The following is an 18,145-nucleotide window of genomic DNA, read 5'->3' as shown; positions in this document are numbered from 1 at the left end:
TTCAATGGCACGTGATCGTAAGCGCCAGCAGGATACGGATCTTCAGGAGCGCGTCGTTTATATTCACCGCGTTTCCAAGACCGTTAAGGGTGGCCGCCGTATGTCACTCGTTGCTCTGGTAGTCGTTGGCGACGGTAAGGGTAACGTTGGTATTGGCCAGGGTCGTTCCGCTGAGGTACCTCTGGCAATTCAGAAGGGCGTCGAGGACGCAAAGAGGAACATGTTCAAGGTCCCACTGACCGAGACTGGTTCCGTACCACACGCAGTCACTGGTCACTACGGTGCAGGTTCTGTTCTTATTAAGCCTGCATTCGAGGGTACTGGTGTTATTGCTGGTGGTCCTATTCGTCCACTCTTCGAGCTTGCAGGTATCACCAATGTACTTTCTAAGTCCCTTGGTACCGACAACGCTCTGAACATGATTAAGGCAGCAGCTGAGGGTCTGAAGGAGCTTTCCAGCCCAGAAGAAGCAGCTGAGCGTCGTGGCCTAACCGTCGGCGATATGTTCGTCGGAAAGGAGAACTAACGATGGCTAAGAACCTTAGCATCAAGCTTGTCCGTGGCGCCGTTGCAGGCGTCAAGAAGGACCAGACTGCTACGGTGAAGGCCCTCGGCCTCCACAAGATCGGCGATACCGTCGAGCAGCCTGACAACCCAAGCATTCGTGGAATGATCTTCAAGGTTAAGCACCTTGTCGAGGTTGAAGAGAACTAGAGGTAGTAATAATGCAGCTCAATGATCTTCGCCCCGCAGTGGGTTCGCGCAAAAATCGTAAGCGCGTAGGTCGCGGTAATTCTTCAGGCAATGGTACTTTTGCCGGCCGCGGTATGAATGGTCAGCTCTCCCGCTCTGGTGGCGGTAAGGGCGCTGGCTTCGAGGGTGGACAGCAGCCACTGGCTATGCGTCTTCCTAAGCTTCCTGGTTTCACTAACCACAACCGTGTTGAGTACGCTCCAGTCAACGTTGCTCGTCTGAATGCACTCTTTGCAGATGGCGAGACCGTAGACGCAGAGACTCTGGTTGCTAAGGGAGTTATCAAGTACAACTTCATCCCAGTCAAGGTTCTGGGTGATGGCGAGCTTTCTAAGAAGCTCACTGTTAAGGTCGACAAGGTTTCCGCCTCCGCAAAGGCTAAGATCGAGGCGGCCGGTGGAAAGGTTGAGGCCGAGTAGTGAGTAAAGGAATCGCCAACGCATTTCGTGTTCCGGAACTAAGGGGAAAGATTCTCCTTACGGTACTGATTCTTCTTCTATACCGTTTTGGTGCGTATCTTCCTGTGCCCGGTGCTCCATTCCAGCAGATGCTTTCTGTTTATCAGAATGGTCTTTCTCAGAATGGCGCAATGGCCGTGCTTAACCTATTTTCGGGTGGCGCTCTTTCTCGCATGTCTGTTTTCAGTCTGGGCATTATGCCTTACATTACGGCTCAGATCATCTTCCAGATGATGCAGTCCGTTATTCCATCTCTTGGCGAGCTTGCTAAAGATGGTGAGAGCGGCCAGCGTAAGATTACGCAGTACACGCGTTATCTTACGGTTGGTCTAGCTCTGCTCAATGCAGTTGGTTACCTGTTCTTGTTTAAGAGCTATGGTGTATCTTTTGCATCTATGGAGGGCGTGCCTGAGGCACTTGAAAACTTCCTGGTAGTCTTTACCATGCTAGTTGGTGCCATCATTATTATGTGGCTCGGTGAGGTTATTACTCAGCAGGGTGTTGGCAACGGAATGAGTCTTATCATCTTTGCAAACATCATGGCTGGACTTCCAACAGCCCTTATTTCTTCAGTAGCTACTCGTGGAAACATTGTTCTTACTGTTGTTACTGTTGTGGTTATGCTCGCTATTATTCCGCTCATTGTTTACATTGAGCGTGGTCAGCGTCGTATTCCTATTAACTATGCCAAGCGCGTTGTTGGTCGTCGTATGATGGGTGGTCAGTCAACTTACCTTCCAATTAAGGTAAACACTGCAGGCGTTGTGCCAATCATCTTTGCATCTGCAATTCTGTACCTTCCTGCTCAGGTTGCTGTGTTCTTCCCAGGAGTAGAGTGGATTCAAAATCTTGCTACTTCACTTTCTTCTGGATGGGTTAACTGGGTTCTCTCAGTTATGTTCATTGTCTTCTTTGCATACTTCTACACCTCAATGGTGTTCAATCCAGAGGAGACAGCAGACCAGCTTAAGAAGCAGGGTGGCTTTATTCCTGGTGTTCGTCCAGGTACTGCTACTTCAACGTATATCAAGACTGTTATTGACAGAGTCACCCTCCCCGGTGCTATCTTTATGGCAGTTCTTGCAATCGTCCCAACCATTATTTTCTGGTTCACAGGCGATTCGTTGATACAGGCGTTTGGTGGAACTTCCGTCCTGATCATGGTCGGTGTTGCAATGGATACACTCTCTTCCATTGAGTCCCACCTTAAGATGCACAACTATGAGGGCTTCTTTAAGTAGTTCTTAATACGTAGCATAAAGGGGCCTGGAAACAGGCCCCTTTTATTATTTGAAAGGAAGGCGAAGCATGAACATTGTTCTTCTCGGCGCACCTGGCGCTGGCAAGGGTACACAGGCTCAGAAGCTCGTTGCAGAGTATGGACTTGCTCACATCTCAACCGGTGACCTTCTTCGTGCTGCTGTTAAAGCTCAGTCTGAGCTTGGCGTTAAGGCTAAAGAGTATATGGATGCTGGTCAGCTTGTTCCAGATCAGCTTGTAATTGACCTGGTAAAAGAGCGCCTTTCTGCAGACGATGCAAAGGCTGGTTTTATTCTTGATGGCTTCCCACGCAACACCGCTCAGGCAGTAACCCTTGATTCTGAGCTTCAGAATATGGGCCTCAAGCTTGATGCAGCTCTGCTTGTTGCTGTTGAGCCAGAGGTTATTGTTGAGCGTCTTTCTTCTCGCCGTACGTGCAAAGAGTGTGGTTATACTGCACCTGCTGGTACAGAGACTTGCCCAAATTGCTCTGGTGAGATGTATCAGCGTGATGACGATAAGCCAGAGACAATTCGTAAGCGTCTTGATGTATACGAGAACCAGACTTCTCCTTTGATCGAGTACTACAAGGGTCATGGAATTCTGAAGGAGGTCAACGGAGATCGTCCTGTTGACGAGGTATTCGCCGACGTAAAGACACTCCTCGCACTATGATTACGATAAAAACACCTGAACAAATCGAGGCAATGAAGGTGTCGGGCGCCCTTTCTAAGGCAGCTCTTCGCCGTGCTGGATCCATGATTAGACCTGGTGTTTCAACGCTCGAGATTGACCGTGCTGTTGAAGCTTTTATTAGACTTCATGGCGGAACCCCTACCTTTAAGGGCTACGGTGGATTCCCTGGATCTGTTTGCTCTTCTATTAACGAGCAGATTGTTCACGGTATTCCATCAGCTAACGTCATTTTGCAAGATGGCGATATTCTGACCATTGACACGGGTGCTACCGTTAACGGTTGGGCAGGAGATAACGCTTGGACGTTCTACTGCGGAACAGTTGACGAGAAAACCCAGGCACTTTGCGAGGTTACCCGCGATTGCCTTAAGGCAGGTATTGCAGCTGCTGTTCCTGGTGCTCGCCTTGGCGATGTTGGACATGCAGTTCAGAAACTTGCTGAGGATAATAGCTATGGTGTCATTCGTGATTTTGTTGGTCATGGTATTGGTCGCAATCTTCACGAGGATCCAGAGGTCAGAAACTATGGTCGTGCAGGCAACGGCATTGTTCTTCGTGAGGGAATGGTAATTGCAATTGAGCCTATGATTGCTATGGGTACCTACGATTGCACCGTTCTTGAAAATGGTTGGACCGTTGTTACAGATGATGGCCTGCCATCAGCACATTATGAGAACACGGTTGCTATTACTGCCGATGGTCCCGTTATCGTTTCAGAAGATGAAGTTGGTCCATGGTGCGAGATGCAAGGCGGTCTTGAGTAACACATACATTGTTTTTCTCGCTATCTAATTGTGTTGAAAAAATAAGTGATAGACGAGTGGCACATTTTTATGTATTATTGATAACCGCTGTCGATGTGTCGAGAGGATGAAAGTTGGCTAAACAAGACGCGATTGAGCTTGAAGGCAAGGTACTAGAACCCCTGCCAAACGCTATGTTTAACGTTGAGTTAGAGAACGGCAAGACCATCCTTTGCACCATCTCAGGTAAGATTCGAATGAACTATATTCGAATTCTCCCTGGTGACAAGGTTGTAGTAGAGATTTCTCCTTACGATCTTACCAGGGGTCGCATTACCTACCGTTATAAGTAAGTAATGCAAAAACCTCGTGCCATGCATGAGGTTATCTGTGTCTTTGTGCACGTCGCAAGGGCACATGTACGTAAGTACAGTCGGTATTTCACGCCAGCGGCTGGGCGAGTATATAGTTCGTATCAGCAGAACCGAAAGGAAGACACATGAAGGTACGTCCTTCGGTAAAGAAGATGTGCGACAAGTGCAAAGTCATCCGTCGCCACGGTAAGGTTTACGTGATTTGCGAGAACCCGCGCCACAAGCAGCGTCAGGGCTAAGGAAGGAGCACCAAGTTGGCCCGTATTAACGGCGTCGACCTGCCACGCGATAAGCGTGTTGAGGTCGGACTCACCTATCTTTACGGCATTGGTCAGACTCGTGCAACCAAGATTTGCAACGAGACTGGTATCGATGTAAATACTCGCGTCAAGGACCTCACAGAGGAAGAAGTCACCAAGATTCGTGACTTTATTGACGCAAATTACACCACCGAGGGCGATCTTCGCCGCGAGGTGCGTCAAAATGTTGCCCGCCTGATGGAGATTGGCTGCTACCGCGGCCTCCGTCACCGCAAGGGCCTCCCTGTCCACGGTCAGCGTACCCACACTAACGCTCGTACTCGTAAGGGTAAGAAGCGTCAGGTGGGCGGCAAGAAGAAGTAGGCGAGGAGTAGCTAATGGCACAGAAAAAGAACGCTCGCACTACACGCGTCCGCCGCTCCGAGCGTAAAAACATTGCAGTGGGCCAGGCCCACATCAAGAGCACATTCAATAACACGATTGTCTCTATTTCCGATCCCCAGGGTAATGTAATTTCCTGGCAGTCCGGTGGTACCGTCGGCTTCAAGGGCTCTCGTAAGTCCACTCCTTTTGCTGCACAGCTTGCAGCAGAGGCAGCAGCAAAGGCAGCAATGGAGCACGGTCTCCACAAGGTAGCTGTTTTTGTTAAGGGCCCAGGCTCTGGTCGCGAGACCGCAATCCGTTCCCTTCAGGCAGCAGGCCTCGAGGTTTCGGGTATTCAGGATAAGACACCTATTGCACACAACGGCTGCCGTCCTAAAAAGCGCCGTCGCAACTAGCACGAAAGGACAAGCAAATGGCAATTGATAGGACCCCGGTCCTTAAAAGATGTCGTCAGCTTGGCATCGATCCCGTTGTGATGGGGATCAATAAGACTTCTAACCGTGAGCCACGTCGCCGTCGTCGCCAGGAGAGCGAGTACGGTATGCAGCTCCGTGAGAAGCAGAAGGCTAAGTTCATTTACGGCGTCCTTGAGAACCAGTTCCACGGCTACTATGAAATGGCTAAGAAGAACCCAGGCATTACTGGTGACAACCTGATGAGCATCCTTGAGACTCGTCTTGACAACGTCATCTTCCGCCTTGGCTTTGCTCGTACACGTAAAGAGGCTCGTCAGACTGTCCGTCACGGTCACATCACCGTTAACGGTCAGCGCGTTGACATTCCTTCTTATCGCGTAAAGAGCGGCGATGTTATCGCTGTTGCTTCCAAGGCAAAGGATCTTCTTCCAATCAAGGAAGCTCTCATTTCCTCCGAGCACATGGCAGTTCCTGCATGGCTTGAGGTTGACATTGAGAAGCTGCAGGGCACTGTTCTTCAGCTTCCAACCCGCGATCAGATCGACCTTGAGATTGACGCACAGCTGATCGTCGAGCTCTACTCCAAGTAAGCCCGACCCGTTTTGGAGGTAGCAATGTCCGAATTTATCCGACCAAACGTGTCGGTAGATGAAATCGGCGCAAACGTCGCTCGTGTGAGCGTAGAGCCGCTTGAGCGTGGCTATGGTGACACGCTTGGCAACTCCCTCCGCCGCGTACTGCTTTCCTCTCTTGAGGGAGCTGCGGTTGAGGCCATCCAGATTGATGGCGTTCAGCATGAGTTCACTACGGTTGAAGGCGTCTATGAGGACGTTACTGACATCGTTCTGAACGTTAAGGGCCTAGTTTTCCGCAACACCAACAACTCTGATGAGGCTGAGGCTTCCATCTCTGTTGATGGTCCTTGCAAAGTCTCTGGTGCTGATCTTGATGTTCCTATGGGCTACGAGCTGGTTAACCCAGCTCAGCACATTTGCACCCTTGCTGAGGGAGCTCATCTTTCCATGAGACTTCGTCTTGGTAATGGTCGCGGTTATGTTTCCGGTGAGGATAACGAGCGTGAGAGCGATCCAATTGGATTCATTCACGTTGACTCGATCTTCTCGCCAGTTCGCCGCTGCGCTAAGGCTGTTGAGCCTTGCCGTGTTGGCCGTCACACCGACTATGATCGTCTGGTGCTTGAGGTTGAGACCAATGGTGCAATCAGCCCTCGCGAGGCTGTCGTTGAGGCTGCAAACATCATTAACCAGCACATGAGCGCATTCATGGGACTTACTGATTTTGACGAGACTCAGGAAGAGGCTTCGATTTTTGCTAAGGCAGACGTCGAGGACGATTCCGAGCTTGAGAAGCAGGTTGAGGATTTGGACCTTTCCGTCCGTTCTTACAACTGCCTCAAGCGTGCAGGAATTCACTCTGTCCGTCAGCTCGTTGATTTCTCTGAGAACGATCTTCTCAACATCAGAAACTTTGGTGTTAAGTCTATTGAAGAAGTCAAGGAAAAGCTCGAGAGCATGGGCCTGTCCCTTAAGGCTTAGTCGCGCCTTGTCACGCATAGGAGAATGTAAATTATGAGGCACAATAAGAAGAGGGGCATGAAGCTTGGTACTGATGCTAGCCACACCAAGGCCATCAAGAAGAGCCTGATCCAAGCCCTTTTCACTAACGATCGTATTAAGACTCTTGACGTCCGCGCTAAGGCAGTTCGCGGCGAGGTCGACAAGGTCATCACTTGGGCAAAGCGCGGCGACCTTCACGCTCGTCGTCTTGCTATGGCCAAGGTTGGTAACGCAGAGCTTGTCCGTGAGGTATTTGACAAGGCTGCTCAGGGTATGTGGGCTGACCGCAACGGCGGCTACACCCGTATCATGAAGCTTGGTCCTCGTAAGGGCGATGCTTCTGAGGTTGTTATCCTTGAGCTTGTTACCGAGCCAGTTCAGCCAAAGGCTTCCAACAAGAAGGCTAAGGCTACCAAGGTTGCTCCTGCTCCTGTAAAGGAAGAGGAGACCGAGGCTCCAGCAGAGGAGACCGAGCAGACCGAAGAGGCTGCAGAGTAACTTCTGTCAAAGTGAATCTGAAGAGGTCCTGGCTTTTTGCTGGGACCTCTTTTTCAAATGAAGGAGGGTTGTCATGATTGAGTTCAAAAACGTATCTTTCGCATACGGTACGTCAGCTGCAGCACAATCTTTGACTGACTCTGCTTCTAAAGATGCCATAGGAGCCACTGAGAGCCAATCTCCGCACCCAATGGCACTAACCCTTGATAACGTTTCATTTACCCTAAAGCCGGGCTCTAGAACAGTTGTGCTTGGCCACAATGGTTCAGGCAAGTCAACGCTTGCAAATCTTTGTAATGCATCACTTTTTCCTCTATCCGGAGAGGTTTTAGTAGACGGCAATTCAGTGACCGTAGTGCCGTCTACTCAGATTTCTTCCGTTGTGGGAATGGTTCGCCAAGATCCAACAGCGCAGCTTGTTTGTGCAACTGTCTTTGATGAAGTTGCCTTTGGCCCTGCTAATCTTGGTTTGCCAAAAGAAGAGATAGTTTCTTGCGTTACTCAAACACTGGAGCTTTGTGGCATTGCCGATTTGATTGATGCGCCTACCTACACGCTTTCTGGAGGCCAACAGCAGCTTGTTTCTATTGCAGCAGCGCTTTCAGTGCATCCACGTTATCTGGTGCTTGATGAGGCATTTGCGCAGCTTGATACTCGATTCAGAAATCACCTTTCTAACCTGGTAAATACCCTTGTTACAAACGGAATGGGTATGCTTGAGATTTCTCATTCGTTTGAGTCTCTTCCCGGGGCTGATCAGGTACTTGTTTTGGAGAAAGGCCAGCTAGTTTGGTCGGGAACTCCCACAGAGTTTCTCTTGGATGCAAACGCAATCGCAAACGCTGGTTTTGATGATGCACTCACAGCAACAGCGCATATAGCTGCACAGGCTGGCTATAAATTTGATGTGCCTTTTAACGCATCAGAGTTTGTTGCGTTTCTTGTTCAGAATAACCTTGCGTTTGATGCTTTGGATACCCTTGTGTATCAGCGTGCCCTTGAGGTGGTGCGAGCAAACAACTTTGACGGAATTCAAGCTCTTGGCGAGGAACACGAGCTGGTAGTTTGTGGCGTGTCTCATGCGTTTGACAAGCCCGTTCTGCATGACGTAACTATTTCCTCTACGGGAGAGCTTGTTGTTCTGGTAGGCGCTTCTGGCTCTGGAAAAACAACCTGCGCCCGCATAGCTGCTGGCCTCATAGAGGCTGATACCGGGCACGTATCAATCGATGCGCGACTGGTGTGCCCTGGAGATGTCGGCATGTGTTTTCAGCGCCCTCAGGATCAGCTCTTTGCCCAAAGTGTTGCTGAAGATATCGCGTTTGGTCCAACTAACAAGGGTTTCTCGCCAGACGACGTTGAGGCGCTTGTCGCGTATGCGGCAGCACGTGTGGGTCTTGACCAGCAGGTCATGGACGCGTCTCCGTTGACGCTTTCTGGTGGCCAGGCTCGTCGCGCAGCGCTTGCAGGAACGCTAGCCTGCGCAACGTACGCGGTGGTGTTTGATGAGGCAACGTCTGGACTTGATGGCGAGGCGCGCTCGCAGGTGCTGCATCTTGCTCGTGAGCTGGCTAACGAAGGCAAAGCGGTTCTTGCAATCACCCATGATGTAAGCGAATGGCTTCCTTTTGCTGACAGAGTAGTGTTTCTCGAGAAGGGCTGTGTTGTTGCAGACGTCAATGTGCAAGAAGCACAGACAACCCCAGAGATATACGAGGCTGCGCAGCTTGATTGCCCACTGTTTGTAAGCGTATTGCATGAGCTTTTGGAGGCCTGCTATGTCTAAGTGCCCCTGTGCTCTGCTTAAGCACTTCTCGCTTGCTTCATTGACAGCGCAGACAAAAATCGTTGTCACTTTTGTGGGTATTGTTGCTCTTTTCTCAGTACAGCAGCCACTTGCCTTTGCGGTGTTCGCCTTGATTTGTGTGAGCATTTTGTGGAGTGCTCGTGTAAGCTTGCCAGAGTTTTTGCGCGTAGCAAAGCCTGCGGCGTTCATTTTGCTTATATCATTTGTGGCCAATACGCTGGTGTTTATTGGACATCCCGATGTCATTTTCTCCGGATCAGTTGGTCTTTCTGTGGCGGGATTTTACAGAAGTACCGTAGCTATTGCCCGCGTGTTGCTTGCCTTGGCGCTGGTTTTATCGGTTGCGTCAACAACTACACCTACGCAGCTTGCTGATGGCTTTTCTGTACTGTTGCTGCCTCTGCGTCTTATTCGTGTTGACGTTGATGGTTTGAGTATTGTGCTCTCAATTGCTCTGAGGGCAATTCCGCTTACCTTAGAAGAACTCGACAGAATTAGAGCAGCTCAGAGGGCACGTGGATTCAATTTTGAATCGGGCAGTATTGTTGAGCGCATCAAAAAGTGGTTTACGCTTCTGGTGCCGCTGACCGTCTCGCTCTTTCAGCGCGCAGATCAGATGGCGCAAACAATGACAGATCGCTGTCTTGGTGCAGCAAAACGCACGCGTATCTCCGCAAAAATGCAGCTCATTGACTGGGTAGTGTTGCTGCTGTGGGTTGCACTGTGCCTTGGTCTTACAACGCTGTAGTGATCTTGCATTGCTGAACAACCTTGCATTGCTGTAGCGGTCTTGTGTCCAGCAGCTGCAATGAGTGCGTCAACTTTGAGCCTACGATACAATCACTCTAGTGGGCACAAGTCATTTCAGGGAGCTTCATGAACTTAGAAACATCACAGAATATTGCATCAAATTGCAGTTTTGATGCATGCGAGGAGGCTTCGGCTGAGCCTTCAGCTCCTGAGACTCTCGCTGAAGCTCCTTCTGAGCCTGAAGCTACGCTTGTTATCCAGCTGGGCTACCGCGGCGCTGCATTCTGCGGCTTTGCCGAGCAGCCCACCCAGCGCACCGTTGCAGGAGACCTTCGCCGCGCGCTTCAGACCGTTTTGCGCAGAGAGGTCGAGCTCACCTGCGCGGGCAGAACCGACGCCGGCGTGCACGCCCAAGCCCAGTACGTGAGCCTGCCTGTGTACGGCGCTGAGCTGGCGCTGTCTGGCGAGAAACTCGTTCGCTCGCTCACCGCTCTGACCGACGATGACATTTCTATCCGACAACTCTTCCGCGCCCCACAGGGTTTTTCGGCACGCTTTGATGCCCAGGCTCGCTCGTACCGCTATCGCATTTGTGCAGATAGCGCTCGTCCCGTGTTGGGCTGGGACCACGTGTGGTGGTACAACGGTCACTTGGACGCAGAGCTTATGGACAAGGCGGCGCAGGCGCTGGTGGGAGAGCACGATTTCAAGAGCTTCTGCAAGGCAATTTCTGCTGAGGGTAAGCCAACGCATCGTTTTGTGGAGCGCCTTACCGTTGAAGAAATTGAAGAGGCTGGCGAGAAACTCATTGCAGTTGATATTACGGGCAACGCCTTCTTGCATAACATGGTGCGCACGATTGTGGGCACGCTGGTTGAGATTGGCCGAGGTCACAGGCCTGTTGAGTGGATCGACGAGGTTCTAGCCGCCCAGAATAGAATTGCCGCTGGTAGTTGTGCGCCTGCTCAGGGCCTCACGTTTGTGAGCGTTCGCTATCCAGAGGGCGTTTTGCAACCTTGGTAGCGCTTTCGGTTCCTTGATTGCGTCGTAGTTTCTGTGTGCCAATCCAGCTCCATCGGTCTTCTCGCGCCGTTTACGAAGTCTTTTCTACCACTTGTATTGTGTGCGGTGGTTTCCCTCGCAAAGAAATAGCATCATAGAAGAGAGCGTCTTTTTTAGGAGCTCTTGCAGAACTGATGAACAGTGAGGCAGGGAGCCAGTATGTTTAGGAAAAGAGAAAGATTTGAGCGCAGTGATGTTCCGCGCCAGAATCCCTATACCAATGTGATTGGCCTTGCCGTAATTGCCATTGTTGCCGTGCTTGTGGGTATTGTCGTTGTAACTATTTGGGACCGCGTGCAGCTTGAGTCTCACTTGGGAGACCATGGGCTTAACAAGGCTGTAAAGAGCCAGAGCGTTTCAGGCAATCCGGATGGCACTACACAATCTGATGATGATTTTCTTACCTATGCCGTTATCAGCACAAATTCACTTAAGGCAGGGGAGTCAACGCTTCAGTCTGTGCAACTTCTGGTCATTGATCGCACACAGGGAACTGGTCATATAGTGTCTATTCCTACTGATGTTTATGCAGAAGTAGATTCAAATGCTAAAACACTGGCAGATATTTACAAAGATGACGGCCAAAGTGCTTTTGTTGGCGCGCTTGCTTCTATCACCAACATCAAGATTACACACGTTATCATTGCCACAGATGATGTGTGGGAGAAAATCTCGGCACTTTCTGGTTCGGGCGCTCGCTCACTGGTAAGCAATGCTTCCAGCCTGCTGTCCTCCATGGTTACCGATATGAAGCCCAATCAGCTTCTTGAGCTTGCAGAGATTGTGCAGCCAATTGGTGTGTCTAATCTTGAGCATGATGAAGCTCCTGTTATTGAAGGTTCAAGTGGCACTACCGTTGACGCTACGGCCTTAGGAAAGCTTGTTGGCATGCTTGTATAGACGTTATGAGCATTGTGTGTAGCGCCGCCCCTACAAAACGGTCAGATGTCCACATAACAGCAGTTAAACACGATATGTGGAGAGATTTTGATAGAATAAAAATGTCTTTTTAATTCACTTTTTATGAGTAAACTGGTATCTAAAATTTAGGACCAGTTTGGGGGATGTGGAATGCACGAGCGCTCATACAATCCACATATGATTTCGGTTCTCATGGCTGCTGATAATGATGCTGATGCTATTAGAACGGTCATTAGGCAACTTCAAGAGCAGACATATCCTCATTGGGAGCTCATCATCGTTGACAATAGCTCCGATCCCCAGATTGCTCGCATGTTAGATAACCTTGCCAATCAAGAGCCTCGTTTAGATGTCTTGTGTCAATCGGGCATTAGTCATTTTGTTGCGCTTGAGATTGCTCAGGGTCGTGCTCGCGGAGCTTATACGCTTACTACTGAGCCTTCTTATAGGTTTAATCCCCATGTTTTGCAGAAGCTCTATGCTGCAGCTACTGCTCTCGGTCCTGTTGGTTCACCTAAAGCGGCAGATATTGTTATTGCACACATGAAAACTGCCAATTCACCTATGGAATGCAAAAGGGCTTTTGGTGCAAAGGCTTCTGCATTGTCGCAGGTATTTGAGGAGTCACAGCTTCCTTGTTTGACGTCTATGAGTGGAAAGCTCTGCTCAACGCGCATTTTGGCCGAGATTAAGCATGAGCCAGAAACTGATGGTGAGTGCAATTTTGTTGGCTACTGCTTTGAGATTGCAAAAAATGTCACGTACGCCCCAGAAGCAATTTTTGTTGATGTACCAGTGGAATCTTCTGAGGAAGAAAAAACTATTGCTGCCTCTATGAATGAACTTACTCAGGAGCGTCAGGCGCTCATGGCTCTTGCCAAACATCTTGGCTTTGCAAACTCTAAAAAAGTTCAAAAGTTGATTAGCCGCTACCTGATTAGCAAACTTCTTAAGAATATGTATCCTGTATTCAACGAAGAATCCCAGCTCAGCCATGAGGAAAAAGAAAACTTTATTGTCAAGATTCTTTCTAATCCTGTAGCGCACCTTATTGTCACTGAAGCAACTTCTCCGCGACTGGTAGCTCATGCCTTGCTTGGTGCTATTTTGTCTACTACAACACGAGCTCGCTATGCCTATGTACGCCGAGCCGTATGGTATGCACGTTTTATGCGCATTCCACTTGTATAAGCTGCAGCGACACATAAGCAGCATCAAAAATTGAGCGTGCGATTCTAGAGTAGCCTGGCGATTTGTGTTTAGAGCCAGTCTTTAGGGCCAGTCTTAACGCCTGTCCATAAGCGATTTAAACGTCTGTGCTATGCCGTCATTTTTGACACGGAAAAATCCCTCTTTGGCTAGATATGCATAGCGTGCAAACTTGTTATCTTTTGGCAGAGCAATACCTCGTACCTGTGCAAAGAAAGCTTTTCCAAAGCCTGAGATTGCTGGGTTTTCAAACACGCGCTTTGCGTCCATGCGCTCAAAGCTCTTGGCGAGAAGATCGTGCACTTCTGAGTCAACCTCACCTGCAGCATCATGTTCTTCTCGCCAGGTAAGCGCGTTTTTTGTAAGCAGCGCGTAGTTGATGCCGCGCAGTGTGAGTGCGTTGAGCACCACGTCTGAGGTAATGTTGCGTGCGTCCACAACATCCATCATGTCGTTCCAGCGCTCAAGCGGAATTTTAGGCTGACGCTGCGCAAAGGTAGCGGCTTCTGCATAGCCATTCTCGCGATAGTTGTAGAGCGCAGAGTCTGTGTACACTATGCGAGCTCCGCAGCAATGCGAGGCAATGAGGAAGGGGTTGTCCACCCAGCCTGCACCGGGGACTTCTTTGAAATTGATGTGGTTCTGGGTCAAGAATTCCTTGCGATAGAGCGCCGTCCAAATGGCGGGATGATGCAATAGAAGCTGTGCCATCTGATCAATTGAACAAGGTTGCTGCTTGGGTTTGACGCGGCCCTTATATGCGCAGGGAACTCTGTACTCGGCAGCGCCGGCAGCAGCTCTAAACTGCGACTTTGCTCCCGCACGGCCATTTTTTTGATTGCCAAATACGCGCCAATAGGCAGAGCGGGCAATATCTACCTGGTCTTCTCCGCCGTTTGCTTGGATAAGATCAACAAGCTCTTGAACCATGGTTGGCTCAAGGTAATCGTCAGGCTCAACAATACCCACCCATGAGCCGTGAGCTGCGGCAATGCCACGATTACACGTTGCTCCGTAACCCTCATTTTCTTTGTCAATGATGACAATGCGACCATCACGGGCAGCGTATGCTTCCAAAAGAGCTAAAGACGAGTCAGTTGAGCCATCGTTGAGGCAGATAATCTCCAGGTTTGTGTAGCTCTGTGATTGAATACTTGCCAGGCATTGCTCCAGATAGTCTGCAACGTTGTATATGGGCACAACAAGAGAAACCAAAGGTTGGTGGTTTTGAGCGTGACTCATCTAAACTCCTTTTGATTGCTGCTTTATACTATATAGGCATCAACTCACTCACGAAGTCACATTTTGAGGAAATATGAAGCGCACCGCCCTTGTCATAGTCACCTTTAAACGCCAGGAACTGCTTTCCAACCTGCTCAATTCCATTACGCAGCTCACGCAGGCTCCATGGCGCATCATTGTTGTGGACAACGAAAACTCCTCTGTGACAGCCTCGCTTGTGTCGGAGTTTTCGGAGAAGGTCAAAACCACGTGGGGAGAAACCACTGATGATCCCGACGCTCACGGTGGCGCTAATCGCGTGTGTTACGTACCTATGGAGCAAAACACTGGAGGCTCCGGCGGCTTCTCTGAGGGTGTGCGCGTAGGTTATGAGCTGGGTGCCGAGTGGTTCTGGGTTATGGACGATGACGTAGCTGTGCTGCCTGATGGTCTTGATAAGCTTGACGCATGGTCAGATAAGGCTGAGGTTATCCAAGGTCAGCGCTACGACTTTGATGGTGGTCCTTTCTTCTGGCAGTATCGCTTTAGCACCGCCCTGGGCATCTACAATCCGCTGGCAAAGGCTGGCTTTGACGGTGTGCCTTATCGCGAGTGCAATGTGATGTGCTTTGAGGGTGCCTGCTTTAAGCGCTCTGTAGTGCAGAAGATTGGCCTACCTGATGCACGCTTCTTTATCTACTGGGATGACGCCTTATATGGCTATTTGGCCAGCAAGGTAACGCAGCCTATTTTGATTCCAGATTTTGTTCTTTCAAGATGTCGAGAAGTTCCTGGTCAGAGTATTGGTTCTGTGCGTCAGCTTAATTCAACCTCTGATATGACGCGCTATTACATCACACGTAACCGCGGCTATATTGCCCGTTACTTCCAGGTTCACGGTGATTACAACCCTGTGCTCTTTGGTGTTGGCACCGCTCTGACCTTTGCAAAAGAGATTATTCGACTCATTTTGGTAGACAGAGCACACTTCTCGTCTGGTCTTTCTCGCCTTATAAAGGGCTGGAAGGATGCACGCCTTATCTATAAAGATGCGACCTGGCGTCCACAGCCTCCACTAGACTAGCCACCAAAGCCGACATTTTGTGTCGGCTTTTTTAGTCCCCAAACGCCCAACAAAAGTGAGTACTGAGGGGTGAATTGTGGCGCATTTGTGAAAGGCGACGAATGCCTACTTACAAAAAATTGAATTATTTTATGACCATTAATAAATTTTGTAATTAGCGAAGTTTCTAGCTAATTTTCTACCTGCAGAGATATTGGTTGCCGCAACGTGTCAATACATAATTTTGTATTCGTGTGGAAATTTCACAATATATTGTTATAGTTCTCGAACTCAAACACTATAAGTTGTGGCATAGTAGTTTTCATCACACAAGCGGGTTCCCAACTACTCGCTTAGGCAAAAGCTTAGGAACCGCAGTGATAATCCAATTAAACACGCATGAAAGCGTTGCTTTCACCAACGTTTGTTCAAGGAGTTTGCACATGAAGATTATCAAGCGCAATGGCTCAGAGGTCACCTTCGAGGTTGAGAAGATTGTTAACGCAATCGCTAAGGCTAACGCAGAGGTCCCTGAGGATCAGCGCCTGACTGAGCGTGAGATTCAGTTTGCTTCCCTCAACGTTACCGATGAGTGCGAGAAGGCTGGACACACCGTCACCGTCGAGGAGGTCCAGGACCTTGTCGAGGATCAGCTCATGGCTCTTGACCGCTTTGAGGTTGCTCGTAAGTACATCATTTACCGCTACATCCAGAACCAGAAGCGTCACAAGAACACCACCGATGACAAGATTCTGTCTCTGATTGAGTGCAACAACGAGGAAGTCAAGCAGGAGAACTCCAACAAGAATCCTACTGTTGTTTCTGTTCAGCGTGACTACATGGCTGGTGAGGTTTCTAAGGACCTCGTTCAGCGTGAGCTTCTTCCGGAAGATATTGTTGCTGCTCACAATGAGGGCCTCATCCACTTCCACGATTCCGATTACTTTGCACAGCACATGCACAACTGTGACCTCATCAACCTTGATGACATGCTGCAGAACGGCACTGTTATCTCCGGTACTCTGATTGAGCGCCCACACAGCTTCTCCACTGCATGCAACATTGCAACTCAGATCATTGCTCAGGTAGCATCTTGCCAGTACGGTGGTCAGTCCATCTCCCTAGCTCACCTTGCTCCTTTTGTTGATGTTTCTCGTAAGAAGATCCGCAAGACCGTTATGGAGGAGATGAACTCCGTCGGTGTTGAGCTCTCTGCTGAGCAGCTCAACGAGATGGTTGAGAAGCGCCTTCGTGATGAGGTTTCTCGTGGCGTTCAGACCATTCAGTACCAGGTTGTCACTTTGATGACCACCAACGGCCAGGCTCCTTTCATTACTGTCTTCATGTACCTCAATGAGGCAAAGAATGAGCAGGAGAAGCAGGATCTTGCACTCATCATTGAGGAGATGCTCCGTCAGCGTTATCAGGGCGTAAAGAACGAGGAGGGTGTCTGGATTACTCCTGCATTCCCTAAGCTTATTTACGTTCTTGAAGAGGACAACGTTTACGAGGACTCCAAGTACTATTACCTCACTCAGATGGCTGCAAAGTGCACCGCTCGCCGTCTTGTTCCTGACTACATCTCTGAGAAGAAGATGAAGGAGTACAAGCTTTCTAAGGGCGAGAAGGAAGGCGAGGGCGATACCTTCACCTGCATGGGTTGCCGTTCCTTCCTGACTCCAGACCGTTCTGGTAATGGCTTCAACAACGTTGCTCGCGCTAAGAACTATGAGCCAAACAAGCCTAAGTACTATGGCCGCTTCAACCAGGGTGTTGTAACTATCAACCTTCCTGACGTTGCTCTTTCTGCTGGTCGCGATATGGACAAGTTCTGGAAGATCTTTGATGAGCGTCTTGAGCTTTGCCACCGCGCACTTCGCGCTCGTCACGATCGCCTGAAGGGCACCCTGTCTGATGCTGCTCCTATTCTTTGGCAGTACGGCGCACTTGCTCGTCTGGACAAGGGTGAGGTCATCGATCCACTGCTCTACGGCGGATACTCCACCATTTCCCTTGGTTATGCAGGTCTGTATGAGTGCGTTAAGGCTATGACTGGTCACAGCCACACTGACAAAGAGGCAACTCCATTTGCACTCCAGGTTATGCAGCACATGAACGATAAGTGCACCGAGTGGAAGGAAGCAGAGGATATCGATTACTCCCTCTACGGAACTCCTCTTGAGTCCACTACCTACAAGTTTGCTAAGGCACTTCAGCGTCGCTTTGGTGTTATCCCAGGCATCACCGATAAGGGCTACATCACCAACAGCTACCACGTCCACGTTGCAGAAGAGATTGACGCATTCCAGAAGCTCCAGTTTGAGTCTGAGTTCCAGCGTCTTTCCCCAGGTGGAGCAATCTCTTACGTTGAGGTTCCTAACATGCAGGACAACATCGAGGCTGTTCTTAGCGTCATGCAGTTCATCTATGACCACATCATGTATGCAGAGCTCAACACCAAGTCTGACTTCTGCCAGGAGTGCGGTTATGACGGTGAGATTCATATTGTCGAGGAGGACGGTAAGCTGGTTTGGGAGTGCCCACACTGCGGCAACCGTGACCAGACCAAGATGAATGTTGCTCGTCGTACCTGTGGCTACATTGGTACCCAGTTCTGGAACCAGGGCCGTACCCAGGAGATCAAGGACCGCGTCCTTCACCTCTAAGATTTATGTACTAGACAAACGAGCAGA

The 18,145-nt window shown here is 49.7% G+C and carries 21 protein-coding genes; 20 read left to right on the top strand and 1 reads right to left on the bottom strand.

From position 1 onward, the window contains the following. Nucleotides 1-4 precede the first annotated feature (4 nt). The 18 genes from rpsE to ACO5GU_RS01330 all read left to right on the top strand — a co-directional run bounded on the left by rpsE (nt 5) and on the right by ACO5GU_RS01330 (nt 13,150). Nucleotides 5-526 (top strand): 30S ribosomal protein S5, encoded by a 522-nt coding sequence (rpsE, locus tag ACO5GU_RS01415; protein WP_035426935.1) that lies wholly within the window; start codon nt 5-7, stop codon nt 524-526. Between the two features lie 2 nt (nt 527-528). Then, complete coding sequence (gene rpmD / locus ACO5GU_RS01410; RefSeq protein WP_012809227.1) at nt 529-714, top strand: 50S ribosomal protein L30; 186 nt, start codon at nt 529-531, stop codon at nt 712-714. Between the two features lie 11 nt (nt 715-725). Next, nucleotides 726-1,172, top strand: coding sequence for a 50S ribosomal protein L15 (gene rplO, locus ACO5GU_RS01405; RefSeq protein ID WP_484929742.1), 447 nt, complete (start codon nt 726-728; stop codon nt 1,170-1,172). Next, nucleotides 1,172-2,452, top strand: coding sequence for a preprotein translocase subunit SecY (secY, locus tag ACO5GU_RS01400; protein WP_035426931.1), 1,281 nt, complete (start codon nt 1,172-1,174; stop codon nt 2,450-2,452). The genes rplO and secY overlap by 1 nt, the downstream gene beginning before the upstream one ends. Before the next feature lie 67 nt (nt 2,453-2,519). Then, a complete protein-coding gene (locus tag ACO5GU_RS01395; protein WP_314006617.1) occupies nt 2,520-3,146 on the top strand; it encodes an adenylate kinase in 627 nt (208 codons plus the stop codon). Further along, the gene (map, locus tag ACO5GU_RS01390; RefSeq protein ID WP_484929740.1) at nt 3,143-3,931 is read left to right on the top strand and encodes a type I methionyl aminopeptidase; all 789 of its coding nucleotides are present in this window, start codon (nt 3,143-3,145) and stop codon (nt 3,929-3,931) included. Before ACO5GU_RS01395 ends, map begins: the two co-directional genes overlap by 4 nt. A gap of 113 nt (nt 3,932-4,044) precedes the next feature. After that, on the top strand, nt 4,045-4,263 hold the full coding sequence (infA, locus tag ACO5GU_RS01385; protein ID WP_012809222.1) for a translation initiation factor IF-1: 219 nt from the start codon (nt 4,045-4,047) through the stop codon (nt 4,261-4,263). Between the two features lie 146 nt (nt 4,264-4,409). After that, the gene (rpmJ, locus tag ACO5GU_RS01380; RefSeq protein WP_002563183.1) at nt 4,410-4,523 is read left to right on the top strand and encodes a 50S ribosomal protein L36; all 114 of its coding nucleotides are present in this window, start codon (nt 4,410-4,412) and stop codon (nt 4,521-4,523) included. A gap of 15 nt (nt 4,524-4,538) precedes the next feature. After that, nucleotides 4,539-4,907: a 30S ribosomal protein S13 gene (gene rpsM, locus ACO5GU_RS01375; RefSeq protein ID WP_035426925.1), complete on the top strand. Its 369-nt coding sequence runs from the start codon at nt 4,539-4,541 to the stop codon at nt 4,905-4,907. Nucleotides 4,908-4,921: 14 nt separating this feature from the next. Beyond that, nucleotides 4,922-5,323 (top strand): 30S ribosomal protein S11, encoded by a 402-nt coding sequence (rpsK, locus tag ACO5GU_RS01370; RefSeq protein WP_012809220.1) that lies wholly within the window; start codon nt 4,922-4,924, stop codon nt 5,321-5,323. Between the two features lie 17 nt (nt 5,324-5,340). Continuing rightward, the gene (gene rpsD, locus ACO5GU_RS01365; RefSeq protein WP_012809219.1) at nt 5,341-5,934 is read left to right on the top strand and encodes a 30S ribosomal protein S4; all 594 of its coding nucleotides are present in this window, start codon (nt 5,341-5,343) and stop codon (nt 5,932-5,934) included. 24 nt (nt 5,935-5,958) lie between these two features. Next, nucleotides 5,959-6,900, top strand: coding sequence for a DNA-directed RNA polymerase subunit alpha (locus ACO5GU_RS01360; protein WP_035435877.1), 942 nt, complete (start codon nt 5,959-5,961; stop codon nt 6,898-6,900). Nucleotides 6,901-6,933: 33 nt separating this feature from the next. Continuing rightward, nucleotides 6,934-7,419, top strand: a complete 486-nt coding sequence (rplQ, locus tag ACO5GU_RS01355) for a 50S ribosomal protein L17 (RefSeq protein WP_035426920.1) — start codon at nt 6,934-6,936, stop codon at nt 7,417-7,419. A gap of 73 nt (nt 7,420-7,492) precedes the next feature. Further along, nucleotides 7,493-9,205 (top strand): ABC transporter ATP-binding protein, encoded by a 1,713-nt coding sequence (locus ACO5GU_RS01350; protein WP_484929738.1) that lies wholly within the window; start codon nt 7,493-7,495, stop codon nt 9,203-9,205. Continuing rightward, nucleotides 9,198-9,974, top strand: a complete 777-nt coding sequence (locus ACO5GU_RS01345; protein ID WP_484929736.1) for an energy-coupling factor transporter transmembrane component T family protein — start codon at nt 9,198-9,200, stop codon at nt 9,972-9,974. Before ACO5GU_RS01350 ends, ACO5GU_RS01345 begins: the two co-directional genes overlap by 8 nt. Nucleotides 9,975-10,102: 128 nt before the next feature. Beyond that, a complete protein-coding gene (gene truA / locus ACO5GU_RS01340) occupies nt 10,103-10,999 on the top strand; it encodes a tRNA pseudouridine(38-40) synthase TruA (protein ID WP_484929734.1) in 897 nt (298 codons plus the stop codon). Nucleotides 11,000-11,197: 198 nt separating this feature from the next. After that, entirely contained in the window at nt 11,198-11,938 is a 741-nt protein-coding gene (locus tag ACO5GU_RS01335; protein WP_484864733.1) for a hypothetical protein, read from the top strand. Between the two features lie 171 nt (nt 11,939-12,109). Beyond that, nucleotides 12,110-13,150, top strand: a complete 1,041-nt coding sequence (locus ACO5GU_RS01330) for a glycosyltransferase family 2 protein (protein WP_484929732.1) — start codon at nt 12,110-12,112, stop codon at nt 13,148-13,150. A 93-nt stretch (nt 13,151-13,243) separates the two neighbouring features. Here ACO5GU_RS01330 and ACO5GU_RS01325 read toward each other — a convergent pair whose 3' ends face one another. After that, nucleotides 13,244-14,410, bottom strand: coding sequence for a glycosyltransferase family 2 protein (locus ACO5GU_RS01325; protein ID WP_484929730.1), 1,167 nt, complete (start codon nt 14,408-14,410; stop codon nt 13,244-13,246). Nucleotides 14,411-14,483: 73 nt separating this feature from the next. Between ACO5GU_RS01325 and ACO5GU_RS01320 the strand changes: the two genes are divergently transcribed. Together ACO5GU_RS01320 and nrdD are read left to right on the top strand one after the other, a co-directional pair. Beyond that, complete coding sequence (locus ACO5GU_RS01320) at nt 14,484-15,473, top strand: glycosyltransferase (RefSeq protein WP_484856992.1); 990 nt, start codon at nt 14,484-14,486, stop codon at nt 15,471-15,473. 422 nt (nt 15,474-15,895) lie between these two features. Further along, nucleotides 15,896-18,118, top strand: coding sequence for an anaerobic ribonucleoside-triphosphate reductase (gene nrdD / locus ACO5GU_RS01315; RefSeq protein ID WP_035435898.1), 2,223 nt, complete (start codon nt 15,896-15,898; stop codon nt 18,116-18,118). Nucleotides 18,119-18,145: the final 27 nt, after the last annotated feature.

It is taken from the genome of Lancefieldella sp. (genome assembly GCF_057237245.1).
The sequence above is the reverse complement of the archived record's forward strand: the minus strand, read 5'-3'. Positions and strand labels throughout refer to the sequence as shown.